This is a genomic window from Leptothoe sp. EHU-05/26/07-4 (assembly GCF_043421015.1).
Taxonomy (GTDB): domain Bacteria; phylum Cyanobacteriota; class Cyanobacteriia; order Phormidesmidales; family Phormidesmidaceae; genus Leptothoe; species Leptothoe turfae.
In genome coordinates this window covers 1,130,531-1,145,263 of sequence record NZ_JAXSQV010000003.1, presented here as the reverse complement: position 1 = coordinate 1,145,263, position 14,733 = coordinate 1,130,531, and the positions used below count along the sequence as shown (strand labels likewise).

General features: G+C 45.7%; 14 protein-coding genes and 1 pseudogene. 7 read left to right on the top strand and 8 right to left on the bottom strand.

The annotated features are described in order from the left end of the window. Positions 1–93 precede the first annotated feature (93 nt). Entirely contained in the window at positions 94–1,491 is a 1,398-nt protein-coding gene (gene dacB / locus U2F10_RS12670) for a D-alanyl-D-alanine carboxypeptidase/D-alanyl-D-alanine endopeptidase (RefSeq protein WP_499866797.1), read from the bottom strand. A gap of 59 nt (positions 1,492–1,550) precedes the next feature. Between dacB and U2F10_RS12665 the strand changes: the two genes are divergently transcribed. Then, positions 1,551–2,126, top strand: coding sequence for a Uma2 family endonuclease (locus U2F10_RS12665; RefSeq protein ID WP_499866796.1), 576 nt, complete (start codon positions 1,551–1,553; stop codon positions 2,124–2,126). 137 nt (positions 2,127–2,263) lie between these two features. On the opposite strand, the pseudogene U2F10_RS12660 reads toward U2F10_RS12665, so the two are convergent. Continuing rightward, positions 2,264–2,407 (bottom strand): annotated as a pseudogene (locus tag U2F10_RS12660) (Uma2 family endonuclease); the annotation flags it as partial. Positions 2,408–3,206: 799 nt separating this feature from the next. Between U2F10_RS12660 and U2F10_RS12655 the strand changes: the two are divergent. The 4 genes from U2F10_RS12655 to U2F10_RS12640 all read left to right on the top strand — a co-directional run bounded on the left by U2F10_RS12655 (position 3,207) and on the right by U2F10_RS12640 (position 7,667). Beyond that, positions 3,207–4,085 carry a hypothetical protein gene (locus U2F10_RS12655; RefSeq protein WP_499866795.1) on the top strand — a complete coding sequence of 293 codons (879 nt, stop codon included), beginning with the start codon at positions 3,207–3,209 and terminating at the stop codon, positions 4,083–4,085. 4 nt (positions 4,086–4,089) lie between these two features. Continuing rightward, a complete protein-coding gene (locus U2F10_RS12650) occupies positions 4,090–5,397 on the top strand; it encodes a YcaO-like family protein (RefSeq protein ID WP_499872295.1) in 1,308 nt (435 codons plus the stop codon). Positions 5,398–5,542: 145 nt separating this feature from the next. After that, positions 5,543–6,454: a SagB/ThcOx family dehydrogenase gene (locus tag U2F10_RS12645; RefSeq protein WP_499872294.1), complete on the top strand. Its 912-nt coding sequence runs from the start codon at positions 5,543–5,545 to the stop codon at positions 6,452–6,454. 16 nt (positions 6,455–6,470) lie between these two features. Continuing rightward, positions 6,471–7,667: a hypothetical protein gene (locus U2F10_RS12640; RefSeq protein ID WP_499872293.1), complete on the top strand. Its 1,197-nt coding sequence runs from the start codon at positions 6,471–6,473 to the stop codon at positions 7,665–7,667. Positions 7,668–7,749: 82 nt separating this feature from the next. Here U2F10_RS12640 and U2F10_RS12635 read toward each other — a convergent pair whose 3' ends face one another. From U2F10_RS12635 to fraC, 3 genes are all read right to left on the bottom strand, one after another. Then, on the bottom strand, positions 7,750–8,532 hold the full coding sequence (locus U2F10_RS12635) for an ABC transporter permease (protein ID WP_006514805.1): 783 nt from the start codon (positions 8,530–8,532) through the stop codon (positions 7,750–7,752). 73 nt (positions 8,533–8,605) lie between these two features. Further along, the gene (locus U2F10_RS12630) at positions 8,606–9,601 is read right to left on the bottom strand and encodes a DUF5357 family protein (protein WP_163664255.1); all 996 of its coding nucleotides are present in this window, start codon (positions 9,599–9,601) and stop codon (positions 8,606–8,608) included. Further along, positions 9,598–10,167 (bottom strand): filament integrity protein FraC, encoded by a 570-nt coding sequence (gene fraC / locus U2F10_RS12625; RefSeq protein WP_163664257.1) that lies wholly within the window; start codon positions 10,165–10,167, stop codon positions 9,598–9,600. The genes U2F10_RS12630 and fraC overlap by 4 nt, the downstream gene beginning before the upstream one ends. A gap of 177 nt (positions 10,168–10,344) precedes the next feature. On the opposite strand from fraC, the gene U2F10_RS12620 reads away from it, so the two are divergent. Both U2F10_RS12620 and grxC read left to right on the top strand, forming a co-directional pair. Beyond that, complete coding sequence (locus U2F10_RS12620) at positions 10,345–11,478, top strand: cob(I)yrinic acid a,c-diamide adenosyltransferase (RefSeq protein WP_163671647.1); 1,134 nt, start codon at positions 10,345–10,347, stop codon at positions 11,476–11,478. Positions 11,479–11,567: 89 nt separating this feature from the next. After that, on the top strand, positions 11,568–11,834 hold the full coding sequence (gene grxC / locus U2F10_RS12615; RefSeq protein ID WP_163664259.1) for a glutaredoxin 3: 267 nt from the start codon (positions 11,568–11,570) through the stop codon (positions 11,832–11,834). Between the two features lie 64 nt (positions 11,835–11,898). Here the strand turns inward: grxC and U2F10_RS12610 are convergent, their stop codons facing one another. From U2F10_RS12610 to U2F10_RS12600, 3 genes are all read right to left on the bottom strand, one after another. Beyond that, on the bottom strand, positions 11,899–12,177 hold the full coding sequence (locus tag U2F10_RS12610; RefSeq protein WP_006514800.1) for a hypothetical protein: 279 nt from the start codon (positions 12,175–12,177) through the stop codon (positions 11,899–11,901). A gap of 255 nt (positions 12,178–12,432) precedes the next feature. After that, positions 12,433–12,705, bottom strand: coding sequence for a hypothetical protein (locus U2F10_RS12605; RefSeq protein ID WP_163664261.1), 273 nt, complete (start codon positions 12,703–12,705; stop codon positions 12,433–12,435). Positions 12,706–13,104: 399 nt separating this feature from the next. Next, a complete protein-coding gene (locus U2F10_RS12600; RefSeq protein WP_499872291.1) occupies positions 13,105–14,349 on the bottom strand; it encodes an FAD-dependent hydroxylase in 1,245 nt (414 codons plus the stop codon). Positions 14,350–14,733: the final 384 nt, after the last annotated feature.

Here is a 14,733-nt window from a genome sequence, read left to right as displayed (position 1 = left end):
AACTTACCCCCCTGCAATATTCCCAGGTGGCTGATGACTCTCGTCTAATTTGCCTGGACGGGGTCAGTATTTTCCACATTCTGGCTAGCTGGATTAGCAATCATTCAATTGGGCAGCAACTTTGACGATGTCGTCGATATGTCGCCGCAGCACGCTGCCACGCTGATCCAAGTTATTGATGATGATACTGAGCACTAAGGGGTCATAGTTGGCGGGTTCTAGGTAACCAGACAGGGATGCATTGTGACTGACAGCCCCTGTCTTACCGGTAAAGCGAATGCCACCTAGACGATTGCGGAGGGTGCCACTGCTGCCCGCTACAGCTAGGGAGTTGCGATAGATAGTGGCATGGGGGGATTGGGCCATGGCCTGGAGGGTGTCGACAAAGGCTTGGGGAGTGGCCAGGTTATGGCGCGATAGACCAGAGCCATCGACAATTTCATAGAGTTCTGGGTTGACACCGGCCCGTTGCAAAATGGTTTCTACGGCCATAATGCCGGCGGCAGTGGCATCTTCATCACTTTTGGCTCCTAGGGATTTCAGCATGGCCTCGGCATAGATATTCTTACTGTTGCGGTTGGTGCGCACGATCCATTGAGCGAGGGGCGGTGAGGTCACGGCGGCTAGCTCTGGGCCATTGGGGGCTGAGGTTGTGAGTCTGCTTTGGTTAACAGTAATGCCCTGAAGGTTGAGGCTTTGGCGAAAGCGGTTAATGAAATAATCGGCAGGATTGGGGACGGCAACTGACGCGGTGTCAGGGGCGGCTCCGGAAATAAGCTGACCGTAAACTCGCAAAATGGGGCGGCTCAGGTCACGACCAATGTCGATATATTCTGGTTGGCCAGCGGCAACGGAGCGGGAAAAGTTGTCAATCTGCCATTGGCGCTGTAGGGCAGGGTCGTCCCATTCCACCCGTAGAGGTTGGCCGACCGCCTGAGGGTAAAGGGTGAGGCCCAGCTCATTGGCATTAATAATTAAGCTATTGGCAGGGGCTCCATAACCGGCCTGGACGTCTTCCCATTCCCAGTTGGGATTAACAGTGGGTCCAGCAAAATAGGTGTCATTGCCAAGGAGATTACTGATATTGCTAACGCCCTGGGTTTTGAGCTGGCTGGCCAGGTTGTTGAGTTGCTCGTCGCTAAATGTGGGGTCGCCTCGGCCCACCACTTGCAGACTGTTTGACTGGGGCTGACTGTAGACCGAGGTGCGAATGGTGAAGTTAGGCCCGAGACTAGATAGGGCTGCTGCTGTTGTGAGTAATTTAACGTTAGAGGCGGGCACGAAGTAGCGATCGGCATCGCGACTGTAAATGACCTGACCGGACTGGGTTTCAATCAGCACACCGAGGCGAGCTTTTTTGAGTAGAGGCTGGGCTGCGATGGTGTCAATTTCTCGGGTGAGGTCAGCACGACAGTAGGCGCTGGCTGAGGTGCTGGGAAACAGAACAGCGAGGGCAGTGATCAGGGTGACCCAAGGTTTGACATGCTTCATGGAATAAACCGATCTTCTATAATCTGAATCAGCAATGGCTAATCTTAGCGTTTTTGCCCATGACTGCTTTCACCATTACCCTTGACCCGGTTGGTATCCTGACAGACGAGGCGTTTTATCAGCTTTGTCGAGCCAACCCAGATGTGAAATTTGAGCGTTCTGCCCAGGGAGAATTGGTAATTATGTCCCCTACAGGTGGTGAAAGCGGTCGTCGTAATGCTGATATCACGACTGATTTGAATCTATGGAATCGACAGGTCAAACTGGGCTATACGTTTGATTCGTCCACCTGCTTTAAGTTACCTAATGGAGCAGAGCGGTCTCCCGATGCATCCTGGATTGAGCGTAGTCGGTGGGGAGCACTGAGTCCCGCAGACCGGGAAAAGTTTCCTCCCATTGCGCCTGATTTTGTCATAGAGCTGCGTTCTGTAACGGATCGATTGGCAACGCTGCAGGCGAAAATGGAAGAGTATCGGGAAAACGGTGTGCGGTTGGGGTGGTTGATTAACCCGCAGGAGAAAGCTGTGGAGATTTATCGTCCGGGTCAGACTGTTGAAGTATTACAAGATCCACAACAGCTTAAGGGCGGAGATATCTTACCAGGCTTTGTTTTAAACGTTGAGAATATCCTGTAGGGCGGGCACGGCCCACCATCCAACCGATTGAGCTAGCGTTCCCTGAGCGGAGTCGAAGGGAACGCCTACGCAGGTATGAGACCTGCCCCTACAGGAATGGTTGTTGTTCTATGATTTCATTCCTCGACCATAATCTTCTACTGGCATGGCCGCAAAGCTCTCACCCATGGGCGTAATTCGTGGTCAGCCCTCATTTCACTTTCTCTGGCTGTTGCTAAAAACTCATATAGCTTTGTCTTTGGCACCTGGGGAAATGTTGGACTTTGTTCCACTTCGTTATAGCCAGAGCCCAGTAGCTTATTCTATGAGAATTGGTATAACACCTGAATAAACCTGAATAAATCTGAATTTAAACCTGAATAAACCTGAACTTTTCAGGATTTTTTCCGCCAAGGATTTCTGTAATAGTTAAGTTGTCCAAAAGCACAGGATTGGAAGCTTATCCATCATGAGAAGAATCTTAGGCTATGTAGTGACATACAAAGGATTATTAACATGACATTTTGTCTTTGGACGGATTAATTTACTAATGCTTCACTAGAGTGATTATCGTACTACTAAAATTGGAGTGATTAAGTTGTGAAAAAATTATCTACAATGCCATCTAATGGGGAAGTCGCAGGGACTCCAGAAAAGACAAAGCTATCATTGACCCTTGAATCTGTGGAAAAAAGGAATGGACCAGCATATATGAGTGAGAGACCTGTCGCTGCCGCCTGCTGTAGCTGCTGCTGTAGCTGCTGTGTAGGGGTGTAGGATAAGGTGGCTATAACGCCTCTATAACAACTTTATGAGGAAACTCACAAGGATTCTGGGAAGCTAAGACTATGTATGATTCCTTGAACCTGTGGAAAACAGGGCTGAGTGAGTATCTTCTACCGCTGTTCCCTGTCCTCTTGCTACACCTGTAGCTATTGTATTTGAAGGAATACTCCTTGTGCAGGTGTCTAATGTGCTGTGTTGTTGTAGCGGGCTACACCCGCTACAACAACACAATTAATGTGCTCCCACTGTGAACGTTGATGGACCACTAGTATGGTGTAGAGCGAATTTCTTCAGGTAGGATTGTTCTTTATTCAGATGACTAAATTACTAGCGTTGACTAACACTTCCGTATTTTCCAATGAAGATACGCTTTTCTTTTCAAAAGGCGATCATCAGTTAATGCAGGCGAAAGGTGAGCAAAGTCAGATCGTTGGGGACATCTTGCAGTATTTAAAAGATGAACCCAACCCTGATCGCGTTTTTGAGCAAGTTAAGCATAAACTCGATGACGACAAGGAGCTTTTTGTTCAAATCATAGATTGGTTAATTGCCAACGAAATTGTTACACCTGTTCAAGCTACTCCCTTTACCAAGGCGACCATTGGCATTTTCTCCACATTAGAAAATAATCATATTCTTTTCAATGCCTTAAGTCAGCGCCTACAAAAATTCGAATGGGTAAATATTGAAAATTTCGACACCGACTTAGAAAAAGCCACATTAACTTTGGTTGTCGCCCCTATATTTAAAGACTATAATCGCTTTTTACAATTAAATAAAAAAGCCTATAAAGACGGATTTACCTTGTTCCACCTGAGCATGGATAATTCATCGTTTACGTTGGGGCCTATTTCCGAGCCGAGGTTCAAGAGTCCTTGTTTGCAGTGTTACGCGAAAAGAAAAATCGTAAACTTTGAAAATCCAACCAAATATCTTTCCTTTATTGAAAGTTTTAACAAAAATTCGTTGCACCTATTTGACACAACCAAAACGCCTTACTTTGAAGCCGCGCTGAATTATTTAGACATCGAATTAAACAAATACTTCATCACAGAAGGGACATATTCGTCTTTGATCGGCAGAAGTATCACATTTGACAATTTCGATTTTCAGGTTTCCCGCGCTAGGGTATTAAAAATCCCGCATTGTGACGTTTGTAACCCCTATTACCATAAGACCCCTGTCAATATTTAAATCTATGCATTTTCGAAATGAATTGATCGAAAAAGAGGCGGGACTCATCAACGGCAAGTTGTACAGAATCCCTAATAGGAGCTTTTTGCCCAGCAATTTGTACCAAAGTGTCTGCGAGGGATCAAACCTTGACATGCTGGGCAGTAAACTATCAAAACTCACCGCTGGAGCGATTGCTTTTGGCGAAACTGACGCAGACGCCGCCGTCATTGGAGAATTCTATGAAAGATATTGCTCTACCATTTATGACAGCAGTATGTTGGTGCGTGGAGCCTACGAAGACATCGTTAAAATAGGCAATGCTTTGCATCCAGATGAAATAATACTTTATGCCGGTTTTCAATATGAGAAAGAAGGTTTCCTCACTTCAAGGCTGCGACCAAGCGACGAGATAAATTGGGTACTGTGCCATGACTTGATGTCTAATAACGAACCTTGTTATGTGCCAGCATTTTTAATCTTTTTTGGTTATCGCCCTGACTGTTTTGAGAGAGTTCATATCTTCAATACTACGACTACCGGATTGGCAGCTGGGCCTACTCCAAAGCATGCTATTGAGGGAGGATTTTGTGAATGTGCTGAAAGGCATGCCTTCTGCAATTTTTGGTACAACCAGAATAGATTACGGTTGCCACAATATTCACCAAGCATGATTCTGGAGGCTTTTGGTGACGATCCGAAGATAGCCAATTTGTACGATAATCCAGCGGTGCAAATGAAAATATTTGATTTGTCGCCTATCTCTTGCATTGAGGCTGCTGTTGTTTTTATGTATTTTAAGTACAAGGGCAAAGTTTACCAATCGACGGGCTCAGCGGCTGCTTTCGATAAGTGCCAATCTTTAATGAAAGCAGCGCTAGAAGCTTATCAGGGGGTTGATTATGCAATTATGCTTTACAACAAGCAATTGTGGGGCGATCAAAAGAAGTTGAATGATTTTGACTCATTGGACAGTTTCGAAAAACATTTTGCTTACTACAATAATTTCCCCGAACAAAGAAAAGAGGTGCCGGTTATTCGTGACGCCATGAATTTCGAGGATGTTAGTGATAAAATTTTCTTCAAGCCAAACGAGAAAAAAATAACCTCTTTACAGGATATTCTTGAGAAATATCAACAATTTGATTTCAACAAAGTTCTATATTACGAATCAACCACGCCGGATGCGGCCAGTGTTAATTATTTCACGATGCGAGTTGTTGTGCCAGGATGGGCATACCTTACCGGCGTCCATAATTATCCATTTCTAGGCTCGGATATCTTCAACGAAAACAACCATTTATTTACACACTTGCCCCATCCCTTTCCATGATTGTTGAATCTAACACCTTGGCTACGTTCAAATTTGGTGTTTGCCTATAGGAACACTCAAATTTTCACATTGGTGGAGTATAAAATTTTAATTTTAGGGCGTTCAAACGACTTTTAACCGTAAATTAGAGAAGGATGTAGACAACATGAGAGGTCAGAATAATTATTACCTTGTAGATGTTAAGGATAAACATCACAATGCATTTTATGACAAGCATTTAAGTCCAGAATCATATGACTTTATAGAAGTCTCAAAGATTACGCGATATAACGTTGATGATTTCGGTAAGCACGTTCATGAGATTACGAGCAACTCATATATCGTGCGACATATCTGCAACAATAGCGCAGAACTCAGCTCGTTCGACAGTATACCTTTGCCAGACTTGTCAGACGACAACTCAGCCTGTGAGCTGTTAGATAGTCTACAGGAAATCTATCATCGTCGACAAAGCAACCGCCATTATTCTCCTGAAGGAATCACCTTTGATGAATTATCAAAAGTGTTGCAAGGCGGTTGTTTTATTTTAGACCCTGCGAAAAGAAAAGATGATGACAAACCGATTATGAGGGGCATGCCTGCAAGGCGAAACATAGGTTCTGGTGGAGGCCTATACCCAATTGAGTTGTTCTTGATCAGTTCAAATACGGTCGGTTTAGAGAATGGGGTTTACCATTATAATCAAGAGCAAGTTACTCTGGATAGACTTGTGCCGAGGGGGGGCTTTCGGGATAACAATGTTAAAGAAATCGTCCAAGAGATTTTCTTTTCACTTAGTCGAGCTGATATGGATTTTGTGAACGTTTCTGGAATCATTATTCTGGCGGGATGCTTAAATCGAACTGCATACAAATATCAAGATCGAGGTTTGCGGTTTGCTTTGATTGATGCAGGTGCCATTACACAAAATCTGTACTTGACTTGTGCGGCCATGGACTTGGGATGTTGTGCTTGTGGAGGCTATTACGATGATGAGTTAAATGAGGTGTTGGGCTTAGATGGGGCTGATGAAACAGTTCTAAACGTCGTTTTAGTTGGCAAGAAGGACATCAGATAGACACTATATTGGAAATATGCAAGAAGCGCTAAATAAAAACTTTGAAGTTGTTTATATTGATTATGAAAACGATGCCTTGGTGCTGAGAAACCAGATCAATCAGGCAATTTTGCGCTTAAGTAAAATCGAATATGAAATGATCAAACAGTATGCTAAAACACCTGACTACCAGATAATTTTTAATATCTATAAAGATAAATTTGATTTTGATGTTGAATTTGTTGAGGAGCTTATAGGACATGCTCGCAGGTTGAAGTTACTGCTTAGCTTAGAGGAGCAAAGAAAACTGGCTGTAGATATTGCCAGGATGCAAAAAAAGACGATCTTTGACTATGCCTTTCTGAAATTAGCGGCGATCTTGAAAAAGAAATTCGGGCTGAATTTGAAAAGGGAAATGAGAGGTAATTTCCAATTTTTTAAGCTATTTTCAGTAGATTTAAAGGGGACCTGGCTGGAAAAGGCCTGTTCGAATAAAATTTTTCAGAAATTTTCAATACTGACTTATTTCTTACTTGTTTTAGGTAATATTTTACTGTTAGCTGCGAGAGAAAACTATAACATTGAGTTTATCCACTTGGCGAGTCTCATTACTCTCCCGCAGGTACTTATTTCTTTGATTGTACTATTTTTAATTGCACTGACTACGTTTCTTCACGAAAGCGCGCACTATCTTATCTATAAATGGCTTGGGGGATACTCTAACAGCATGGGTTTGGCGCTTCTGCAAGGGATGATTCCTGTTGTTTATACATCAGTAGACTCGGTGTCTTTCTGGAAAGACAAAGGTAAAAAAATTAAAGTCTCGATTGCTGGCATCGCAATGGACATATTGTTGTTACTTTTGTTGGCAAATATAGTTTTTGTTAGGCAGGTTTTTGGGCCAGATATGTCTTTTATCTGCTTTCTTTTGCTATGTTTTATGGCACTTCGTGTTTTGATTAATGGAAACTTTTTTGTTCCTGGCTCTGACGGATATTTTGTATTTGTAGATGCTCTTGGTGTAGAAGAATTTTGCCAAAATTCTATGGTTGAAGTTAAAAGAGGCTTTAGGTTTTTAGTGTCTTGCAGACCAGATAAGTTTTTGGCATCTTTTTCGATGAATTTGGGTAAATATTTATATGCTTCAATATCTATATTTTTCATTACTGTTTATTGGTTAATGATATTCGCAATTATTTTCTTTCCCACTATCTATCATTTTTTTTGGACCTAGTTGTAACCGTCCCAGGAAGTTAAAGAAAATTCTGGATAGTCGCATCTGGGAAAGAAGTTAGGTAAATGAGGCTGCTGGGCTCTTAAAACTGTCGGCGGGTGAAAATGTTACCGGCAATGAGGAGTAAAAGGGCTGTATAGATTAAGGCGTAGACCGCGTTTAGGGCTAGGGTGCCAGGGTCTGGCAGCAGTGTGGCCCCATAGACGGCTTCGTTTTTGAGGTTGAGGCGTTCCAGGTCGGGAATGACCAAATACATGGCTTCTATGGCTTTCTGAAAGTTCTCGGATTCGGCTAGCTGACTGAGTTTGAGGAGGTCGGTGCTGAGGTGGCCGACCAGGTAGGTGCCAAATGAGAGCAATGTGGCGAGTAGAGAGCTGGTGAAGACGCCAAATACAATAGTGATGGCGATCATAAGCAGCATTTCGAGATACATGAAGGCGATCGCAACCAACATGCTCCCGGCTGGAAATTCAATTTGTTGAACGGTAAGCAGCACGATAAAAATGCCTGTCTGCACCAGCATTAACACCCCGATCACAGCGGATAGCCCCAGGTGTTTACCCAGAATAATTTCAAACCGGCTGACGGGTTTGGCAATGAGCACCAGCACCGTTTTTTTCTCGATTTCTTTGTTGACTAAGCTAGTGCCTACAAAGATCGCCACCACCAGGGTAAATAGGTTGATGGCTGCCATGCCCAGGTCTAGAAAGATCTTTTCCGATGTACCAGCTGCAATGGGGGGGAGCAATACTGAAGCAAGCACCATCAGTACGGCAAATAGCCCTGCTAGATAAAGGATGCGATCGCGAATGACTTCTAAAAAGACATTACGTGCAACTACGATGATGCGAGGCAGATTTAGCATAGGCGGATTTATCTCTCATTTAATTTTTGTCACGTGGGGACGTTCCATGGAACGTCCCCACAGATATCGGCATCTAGGTGGCCGCATCTTCAAGGATGCCCTGACGCTCAACCTTGGTAGTCTGATCAGCACAGGTTACCTGGGCGGTGGGGGTTGAATTCTGAGGAGATTCGTCATTGGTATTTTTTTTGAGAGTGCGGGGTAAAAGGGTGCACACTTTTTCAACGTAATAGCCATTTTGTTGGGCAGTGGGTCCTAGCCAGTTGGCGCGTAACCGTAGCTGATAGCCATTGGACAGAGATTTAGGACGGGGGGCATCCAGGCTCCAAAAGACGCCTTCATTTATCGCATTGAGGACAATTCCTTCGGCAACGGAATTAATACTGTTGTCCAAGTTCAGCAGCCAGCGCTCAACGCGGGGCCAGGGGGCATTATCCAACTCTTTAACTAGGGTATCCGCCGCGCTAGTTAACAGGATATTGGCCTGGGAATCGCTGTCCGTATTACTGCCAAGCCGGTAGACAAAGGCGCTGTTATCTAAATTTTCGGCAATGAGGCTAGGATAGTCGTTAAACCAATGCTGGATGCGAAAGTAAAACATGATCCAGCTGCTAAACAACAGGTTGATTAGCAATAGGACAATCAGTTCCTGACGTACCGGGGGCTTGGGTAGCTTCCACTCCAGTTTCCAGTTTGAAAATTTAGGAATCGCCACCAGGATCGTTGCGATCACTGGCCAGAGACTAATGGCTAACTGCAAACGCTCAGTCGTCCAGGGCCTGAACAGAAAAACACAGAGGACCGCTGATGTAATCCAGGGACTGATGGAAATATCCCCCAGCATCACCGGATTTTTGGCTAGCCCCCACCAGATGGCAACGGTTAAAAATAACCAGCTAAAGGCACTCAGTAAGGCCACTGTGAAGGGGGTGGCCTCAGTACTGTCAGCAATGGTTGCCATGCCCCAAGAAAATAAACTGAGCAGCAACAATGTTTGCCAAGACAGATAGCTAGGTGGGGTAATCAGGCCGCGAATTTTATTAATGGCATCCTTGAGTACGTCAATCATGCGACACCCCTCAGAACGTAAGACCGCAGTATCAATAATAGTAGGATGGCACTAAAACTCAGGGCATTGGCCTGGAGGACTGCGATCGCAAATTGAGAGGCAGCTTCCTTATATAAGGTTGTACCCGTTCGAGAGCGACTATAGCGTTCCTTACGGGTCAGATTTTTCGGCTTAGAGGGTAAGTTCCATTCATTGGCAGCTCTCATCATCAGCTCCAGTCCTTTGAGCTTCAGAATTAGCGTCATAAAGAACGCCACCAGGCCCATCACCAGAATGATCCATCCCATCTGGGGCTTGAGGGTATTGTTGATCAAGTTGTCAAACAACACATAGCTAATCACCTGGGCCTGGAGCCTGGGTTCAAACAACGGCTCGATTGCCAAAAAGGCCAACCAACCGACCACCACCGCCAGTAAATTAACCGCCGCTGCATATCGGATACTTTGCTTGTAACCAAGCCGTAGCTGTTGCCGCAGCACCATTCCTTCTAAGGCAATGGCCACCAATAAAAATACAATCTGGAACATTACCGCTTTGAGCGGAAAAACCGGTTCAAGTTCGCCCATAGACCCATCCGAGAATCTCAGACATTAGGGTATACCCAATTTGCAAATAAGAACATCTAAATATATAAATGATGCGTTTAATTTTGGGGCATTGGTGTAGAGACGTTGCATACAATGCCCCTACAACGTTGCCTAACGCTACAATCAAAGGCGGCCAACTATACTCCTAAGCTCCCCATGGTTCGTTCCGGTATCGGTATTCGTACCGCGCAAAAAAACTCAGAGCGCATGGTGGGGCAGATCCATGTCTACGATGGCGAAGGTAAAGGTAAATCCCAGGTGGCGTTGGGGGTGGTTCTGCGTTCCATTGGCTTAGGTATCCAAACTTTTATGGAAAGTCGGGTGCTGCTGTTGCGGTTTCTGAAAGGCCCCGGACGCACCTATGACGAAGATGCCGCCATTGAGGCATTGCAACGGGGCTTTCCCCACCTGATCGATCAGGTGCGTACGGGACGAGCTGAGTATTTTGGAGCTGACGACATTACTAAGTTTGATAAGCAAGAAGCACAGCGAGGCTGGGATGTGGCGAAGGGAGCGATCGCATCGGGCCTCTATTCTGTTGTGGTGCTGGATGAGTTAAACCCGGTCCTTGACCTGGGACTGCTGGACATTGACGATGTTGTCCGTACCCTGCGACGCAAGCCTGACTATTTAGAAATTATTGCAACCGGGCGTAGTGCCCCTGTCGCCTTGCTAGAGGTGGCCGATCTACACTCGGAGATGAAACCCCAACACTATGCCACCTCCGAGATTCCAGGTCTCACTGGCATTGAAATTTACACCGGAGACGGCAAAGGAAAATCCACCAGCGCCCTGGGCAAAGCGCTACAGGCCATCGGCATTGGCATCAGCCAGGACAAGTCTCACCGGGTCATGATCATTCAGTGGCTAAAGGGAGGAAAGGGATATACCGAGGACTCAGCCATTGCCGCCCTGCGTCAGAGCTACCCGAACCTGGTGGACCACCAACGTTGTGGGCGGGATGCCATTGTCTGGCGCGGTCAGCAGCAAACCATTGACTATGTGGAGGCTGAACGCGGCTGGGAAATCGCTCGCACAGCCATTGCTTCGGGCCTATACAAAACCATCATTTTGGATGAACTCAACCCCACCGTAGACCTGGAACTCTTGCCAGAAGAGCCCATTATCCAGGCATTATTGCGTAAACCGAAGGATACCCAAGTAATCATCACGGGTCGGTGCAAAAACCCCCCAGCCTACTTTCAATTGGCCAGTGCCCATTCCGAAGTATTTAACCACAAACACTATGCAGAGCGGGGTGTGGAACTCAAACGTGGTGTAGATTTTTAAGCCGCATATTTAACAGATTTCTGGCATGATTTCTGGCATATAGATGCGTTAGGATCTCACCAGCAGTTTTTATTTCCGGTATCTAAACTATGGCAAAGGTAGAGATCTACACTTGGATGACCTGCCCTTTCTGTATTCGCGCCAAGCGACTTTTAGACAGCAAAGGTGTTGATTATCTTGAGCATATAATTGATGGGGACGAAGAAGCACGGGATGCTATGGTGGCCCGTGGGTCTGATGGTAAACGTTCAGTTCCTCAGATTTTTATTAATGACGAGCATGTTGGCGGCTGTGATTCGCTCCATGCCCTGGATGCTAGTCAGAAGCTAGATGAGCTGCTAGCAGTCTCAGCGTAGATTATTATTGATAATAATTTTGTGATAGGGGCGCACAGCTGTGCGCCCCTACGTGTAAATACTTTCAGCTGCCTAGCAACATTTCTAAACGCCACAGACCAACAGCGCATAGATGCTGACAGTAGCGGCCAATTAAGCGCTTCTCCTCAAACGATGGACGGCAGTCAAGATGGCTGTAACGAACAACTGCAATTGCAATTTCTTTGGCGTGATCCTGGGGGACACCAACTCTCATCAGGCGCTGCCAATGCTTGATTCCTATACGCTTAAGCTTTGCTCGCTTAGAGCCTTTGGAAATGGATTTTGTTTTTCTTTCTAATAAAACAGCTGCTGGTGACTGCATAAGATCCCCCTCCACATAAGCGGGTAAGTGTGACTCAGGAAACAACAAATCTTATAGAACACCGTGGGACCGTTAGATTGCTGACTCCATGTAAAGCCTTTACAAAAACCGTGAAGACTATGTTTTTAAATTTATTCAACCTGCGAAAAGGTTGGTGTGATTTGCTCCCATATCTTTGGGGTGATTGATCACACAGACCCTGTGTACCCCGTCAATTCAATTGTTAAATACCTAAGCACAAGCGTTTGAACTTCCCTAAAATTGCAGAGATGACAATCTCGCAGCACAAATATGTTGCTGGTATTGATCAATTAAATATTTTTGTGTCTTGGATGGGGTGCTATCTAAATAGATGAAGTGAACAATTGCGATCGCAAGTTCCCTAGCGTCTTTAAAGGGCACACCTTGATTGATTAAACAACGCCAACAACGAGCTCCCATCCGCTGCATAGTAGATGCCTTAACAGCTGGCATTGGATAGTTGTTCGCTTGAAAGCGAGCAGGGTTAGGTAGAGATAAAGACTGCATAATGCGACGTTTTCCAGGTGTAGTGGTTGATGCGTAGGTAGAAATGACACGTCAGCCAAGTAAGGCCTGACTGCAAGTTGTTATCGTTAAACAACCGTTATTGACTAACACTGTCATTTGAAACACCCTTGATACAAAGAATAGGAAATCCACGCCAGCAAAACCATCAGCAATCCTAGTAATCGTTTACGCCAAAAAGCGTAATGTATATCCTGGGCTACGGTGGATACATATCAAATTAGGTTTATGCAGTCCGTAATACATTTATGAATATCTATTAAAACAGCGTTAAGTATAAGTCTCCTAACGCTGCTCAACTGGATTATTTAGGGTAGTCCTCACCTATATGACTGACTCCCATGTCTGCACTTTCAGCTGCATCTTTGCAATAAACTTGCCTTAAATGGTGGGCTGTCGTCCAAAGAAACCGGTCATCACTCGCAAAAGCATGCGTTTGAGGGGGGCCGTATGTTCAATCACCCAGAACCCTGACTGGCGGAGCCACCGCAGCGGCAGAATACTATTAGAAAACATCCGATTGAGAAGATCGGTCATGCCTAAAATCAGCCAGTTCTCAGTGCGCCGCCAACGTTCGTAACGCTTCAGTACTTGGATATCAGCAATGGATTCTTGGCGACTGTGGGCAGTCTGCAAAATTGTTGCCAGGGCCGCCGCATCACGAATCCCCATATTCAGCCCTTGCCCCCCCACGGGATGACAACAGTGCGCCGCATCCCCCACCAGGGCCAGACCCGGTTTTACATAGTGATGGCTTTGCATTAATTGCACAGGAAATATCATGGGAGGATTTAACATTTTCAAGTCGCCCATGTCGTCACCATAACGCCGACGTAGCTCAGCCATAAAGGCCTTTTCGGGGAGATCTACCATGGCTTGGGCTTCAGCATGGGGAGCTGTCCAAACCACCTGACACCGATTACCAGGAAGCGGCAGAATAGCAAACGGGCCACTGGGCCAAAACTTTTCGTAAGCCGTATTCTGATGGGACTTAGCTGGGGCCAATACCGTGGTGATACAGGATTGCCAATACGCCCATCCGGCGGTTTGAATTCCGGCATAGTTGCGAATTTGGGAGCGGGCACCATCGGCCCCCACTAACAGGCGGGCACGTAAGACTTGTCGCTCATCCCCTCGCTCTAAGGTCAGCTCCGTCGCCGTTGGTGTTGATTGGATATCAACTACCGTCGTTTCATAGTAGGTTGTGATGCACTGAATGTGGGGTACTAAGCCCTGAAGAGCCTGAATCAAAACTGGATGCTCTGCGCTATAGTAAACCACCTCAGCTGGGCTATCACTGGGATAAAAATTAACCGCCTGGCCATGGTCTGAATCAGACATACGAACGCGCTGATAGTGGGTGATGTTGGGGCCCACCTGGTCCCATACCCCCAGCTGTTGAAAGATACGCGCCGATACTAGAGAAAACGCGTAGGCGCGATCGCGAGCAGCCGTTCCCGCCTGACTCTGAGTTTCAATAATGGTTACCGATAGCCCGCTATGGCGAAGCGCACAGGCTAAGGTCAATCCCACTATACCGGCCCCGACAATAGCAACATCAGTTTGGGCAATCTGCTGTTGATGGGCGGTTGTTTCGTTAGGGTAGCTAGCAGTAGAAGTGTTCAAAGTTACAGGTTATAACATAACTACTTATATTTTTGCGCGTTCATTTAATAGTGGCAACTTTAGTTTCGTTGGGTGCCCATCTTAGGCGAGACACCCTGAACAGTATGTGTGCTGATTTAAAGGATGCATCGGTCTAAAGCTATGGCTATTTCACGATGTTTTATGACTGATGTTTTATGACTAAAGTCATCCCGAGGATCAGCAATGCCATCCTAAAAATAGGCAGTAGCTCAAATTGGCCCATTTAGATACCCCCAAGCGGGTAGACCTCCTTCGTTTAGCCATTGGATTGTGCAGCAATATGGATTGAAACTACGGTGTGGTCGAGTATTTTTCGAGAATGCTAGAACTGCTAAGGGCAAAGCTCTGTGCTGTGTATTTTTG

What these genes read in the sequence shown, in the direction of transcription:
- U2F10_RS12655 (WP_499866795.1), top strand. Translation starts at nt 3,207, where the DNA reads ATGACTAAATTACTAGCGTTGACTAACACTTCCGTATTTTCCAATGAA.
- U2F10_RS12605 (WP_163664261.1), bottom strand. Translation starts at nt 12,705, where the DNA reads ATGCAGTCTTTATCTCTACCTAACCCTGCTCGCTTTCAAGCGAACAAC.
- U2F10_RS12650 (WP_499872295.1), top strand. Translation starts at nt 4,090, where the DNA reads ATGCATTTTCGAAATGAATTGATCGAAAAAGAGGCGGGACTCATCAAC.
- U2F10_RS12620 (WP_163671647.1), top strand. Translation starts at nt 10,345, where the DNA reads ATGGTTCGTTCCGGTATCGGTATTCGTACCGCGCAAAAAAACTCAGAG.
- U2F10_RS12640 (WP_499872293.1), top strand. Translation starts at nt 6,471, where the DNA reads ATGCAAGAAGCGCTAAATAAAAACTTTGAAGTTGTTTATATTGATTAT.
- dacB (WP_499866797.1), bottom strand. Translation starts at nt 1,491, where the DNA reads ATGAAGCATGTCAAACCTTGGGTCACCCTGATCACTGCCCTCGCTGTT.
- fraC (WP_163664257.1), bottom strand. Translation starts at nt 10,167, where the DNA reads ATGGGCGAACTTGAACCGGTTTTTCCGCTCAAAGCGGTAATGTTCCAG.
- grxC (WP_163664259.1), top strand. Translation starts at nt 11,568, where the DNA reads ATGGCAAAGGTAGAGATCTACACTTGGATGACCTGCCCTTTCTGTATT.
- U2F10_RS12645 (WP_499872294.1), top strand. Translation starts at nt 5,543, where the DNA reads ATGAGAGGTCAGAATAATTATTACCTTGTAGATGTTAAGGATAAACAT.
- U2F10_RS12630 (WP_163664255.1), bottom strand. Translation starts at nt 9,601, where the DNA reads ATGATTGACGTACTCAAGGATGCCATTAATAAAATTCGCGGCCTGATT.
- U2F10_RS12635 (WP_006514805.1), bottom strand. Translation starts at nt 8,532, where the DNA reads ATGCTAAATCTGCCTCGCATCATCGTAGTTGCACGTAATGTCTTTTTA.
- U2F10_RS12610 (WP_006514800.1), bottom strand. Translation starts at nt 12,177, where the DNA reads ATGCAGTCACCAGCAGCTGTTTTATTAGAAAGAAAAACAAAATCCATT.
- U2F10_RS12665 (WP_499866796.1), top strand. Translation starts at nt 1,551, where the DNA reads ATGACTGCTTTCACCATTACCCTTGACCCGGTTGGTATCCTGACAGAC.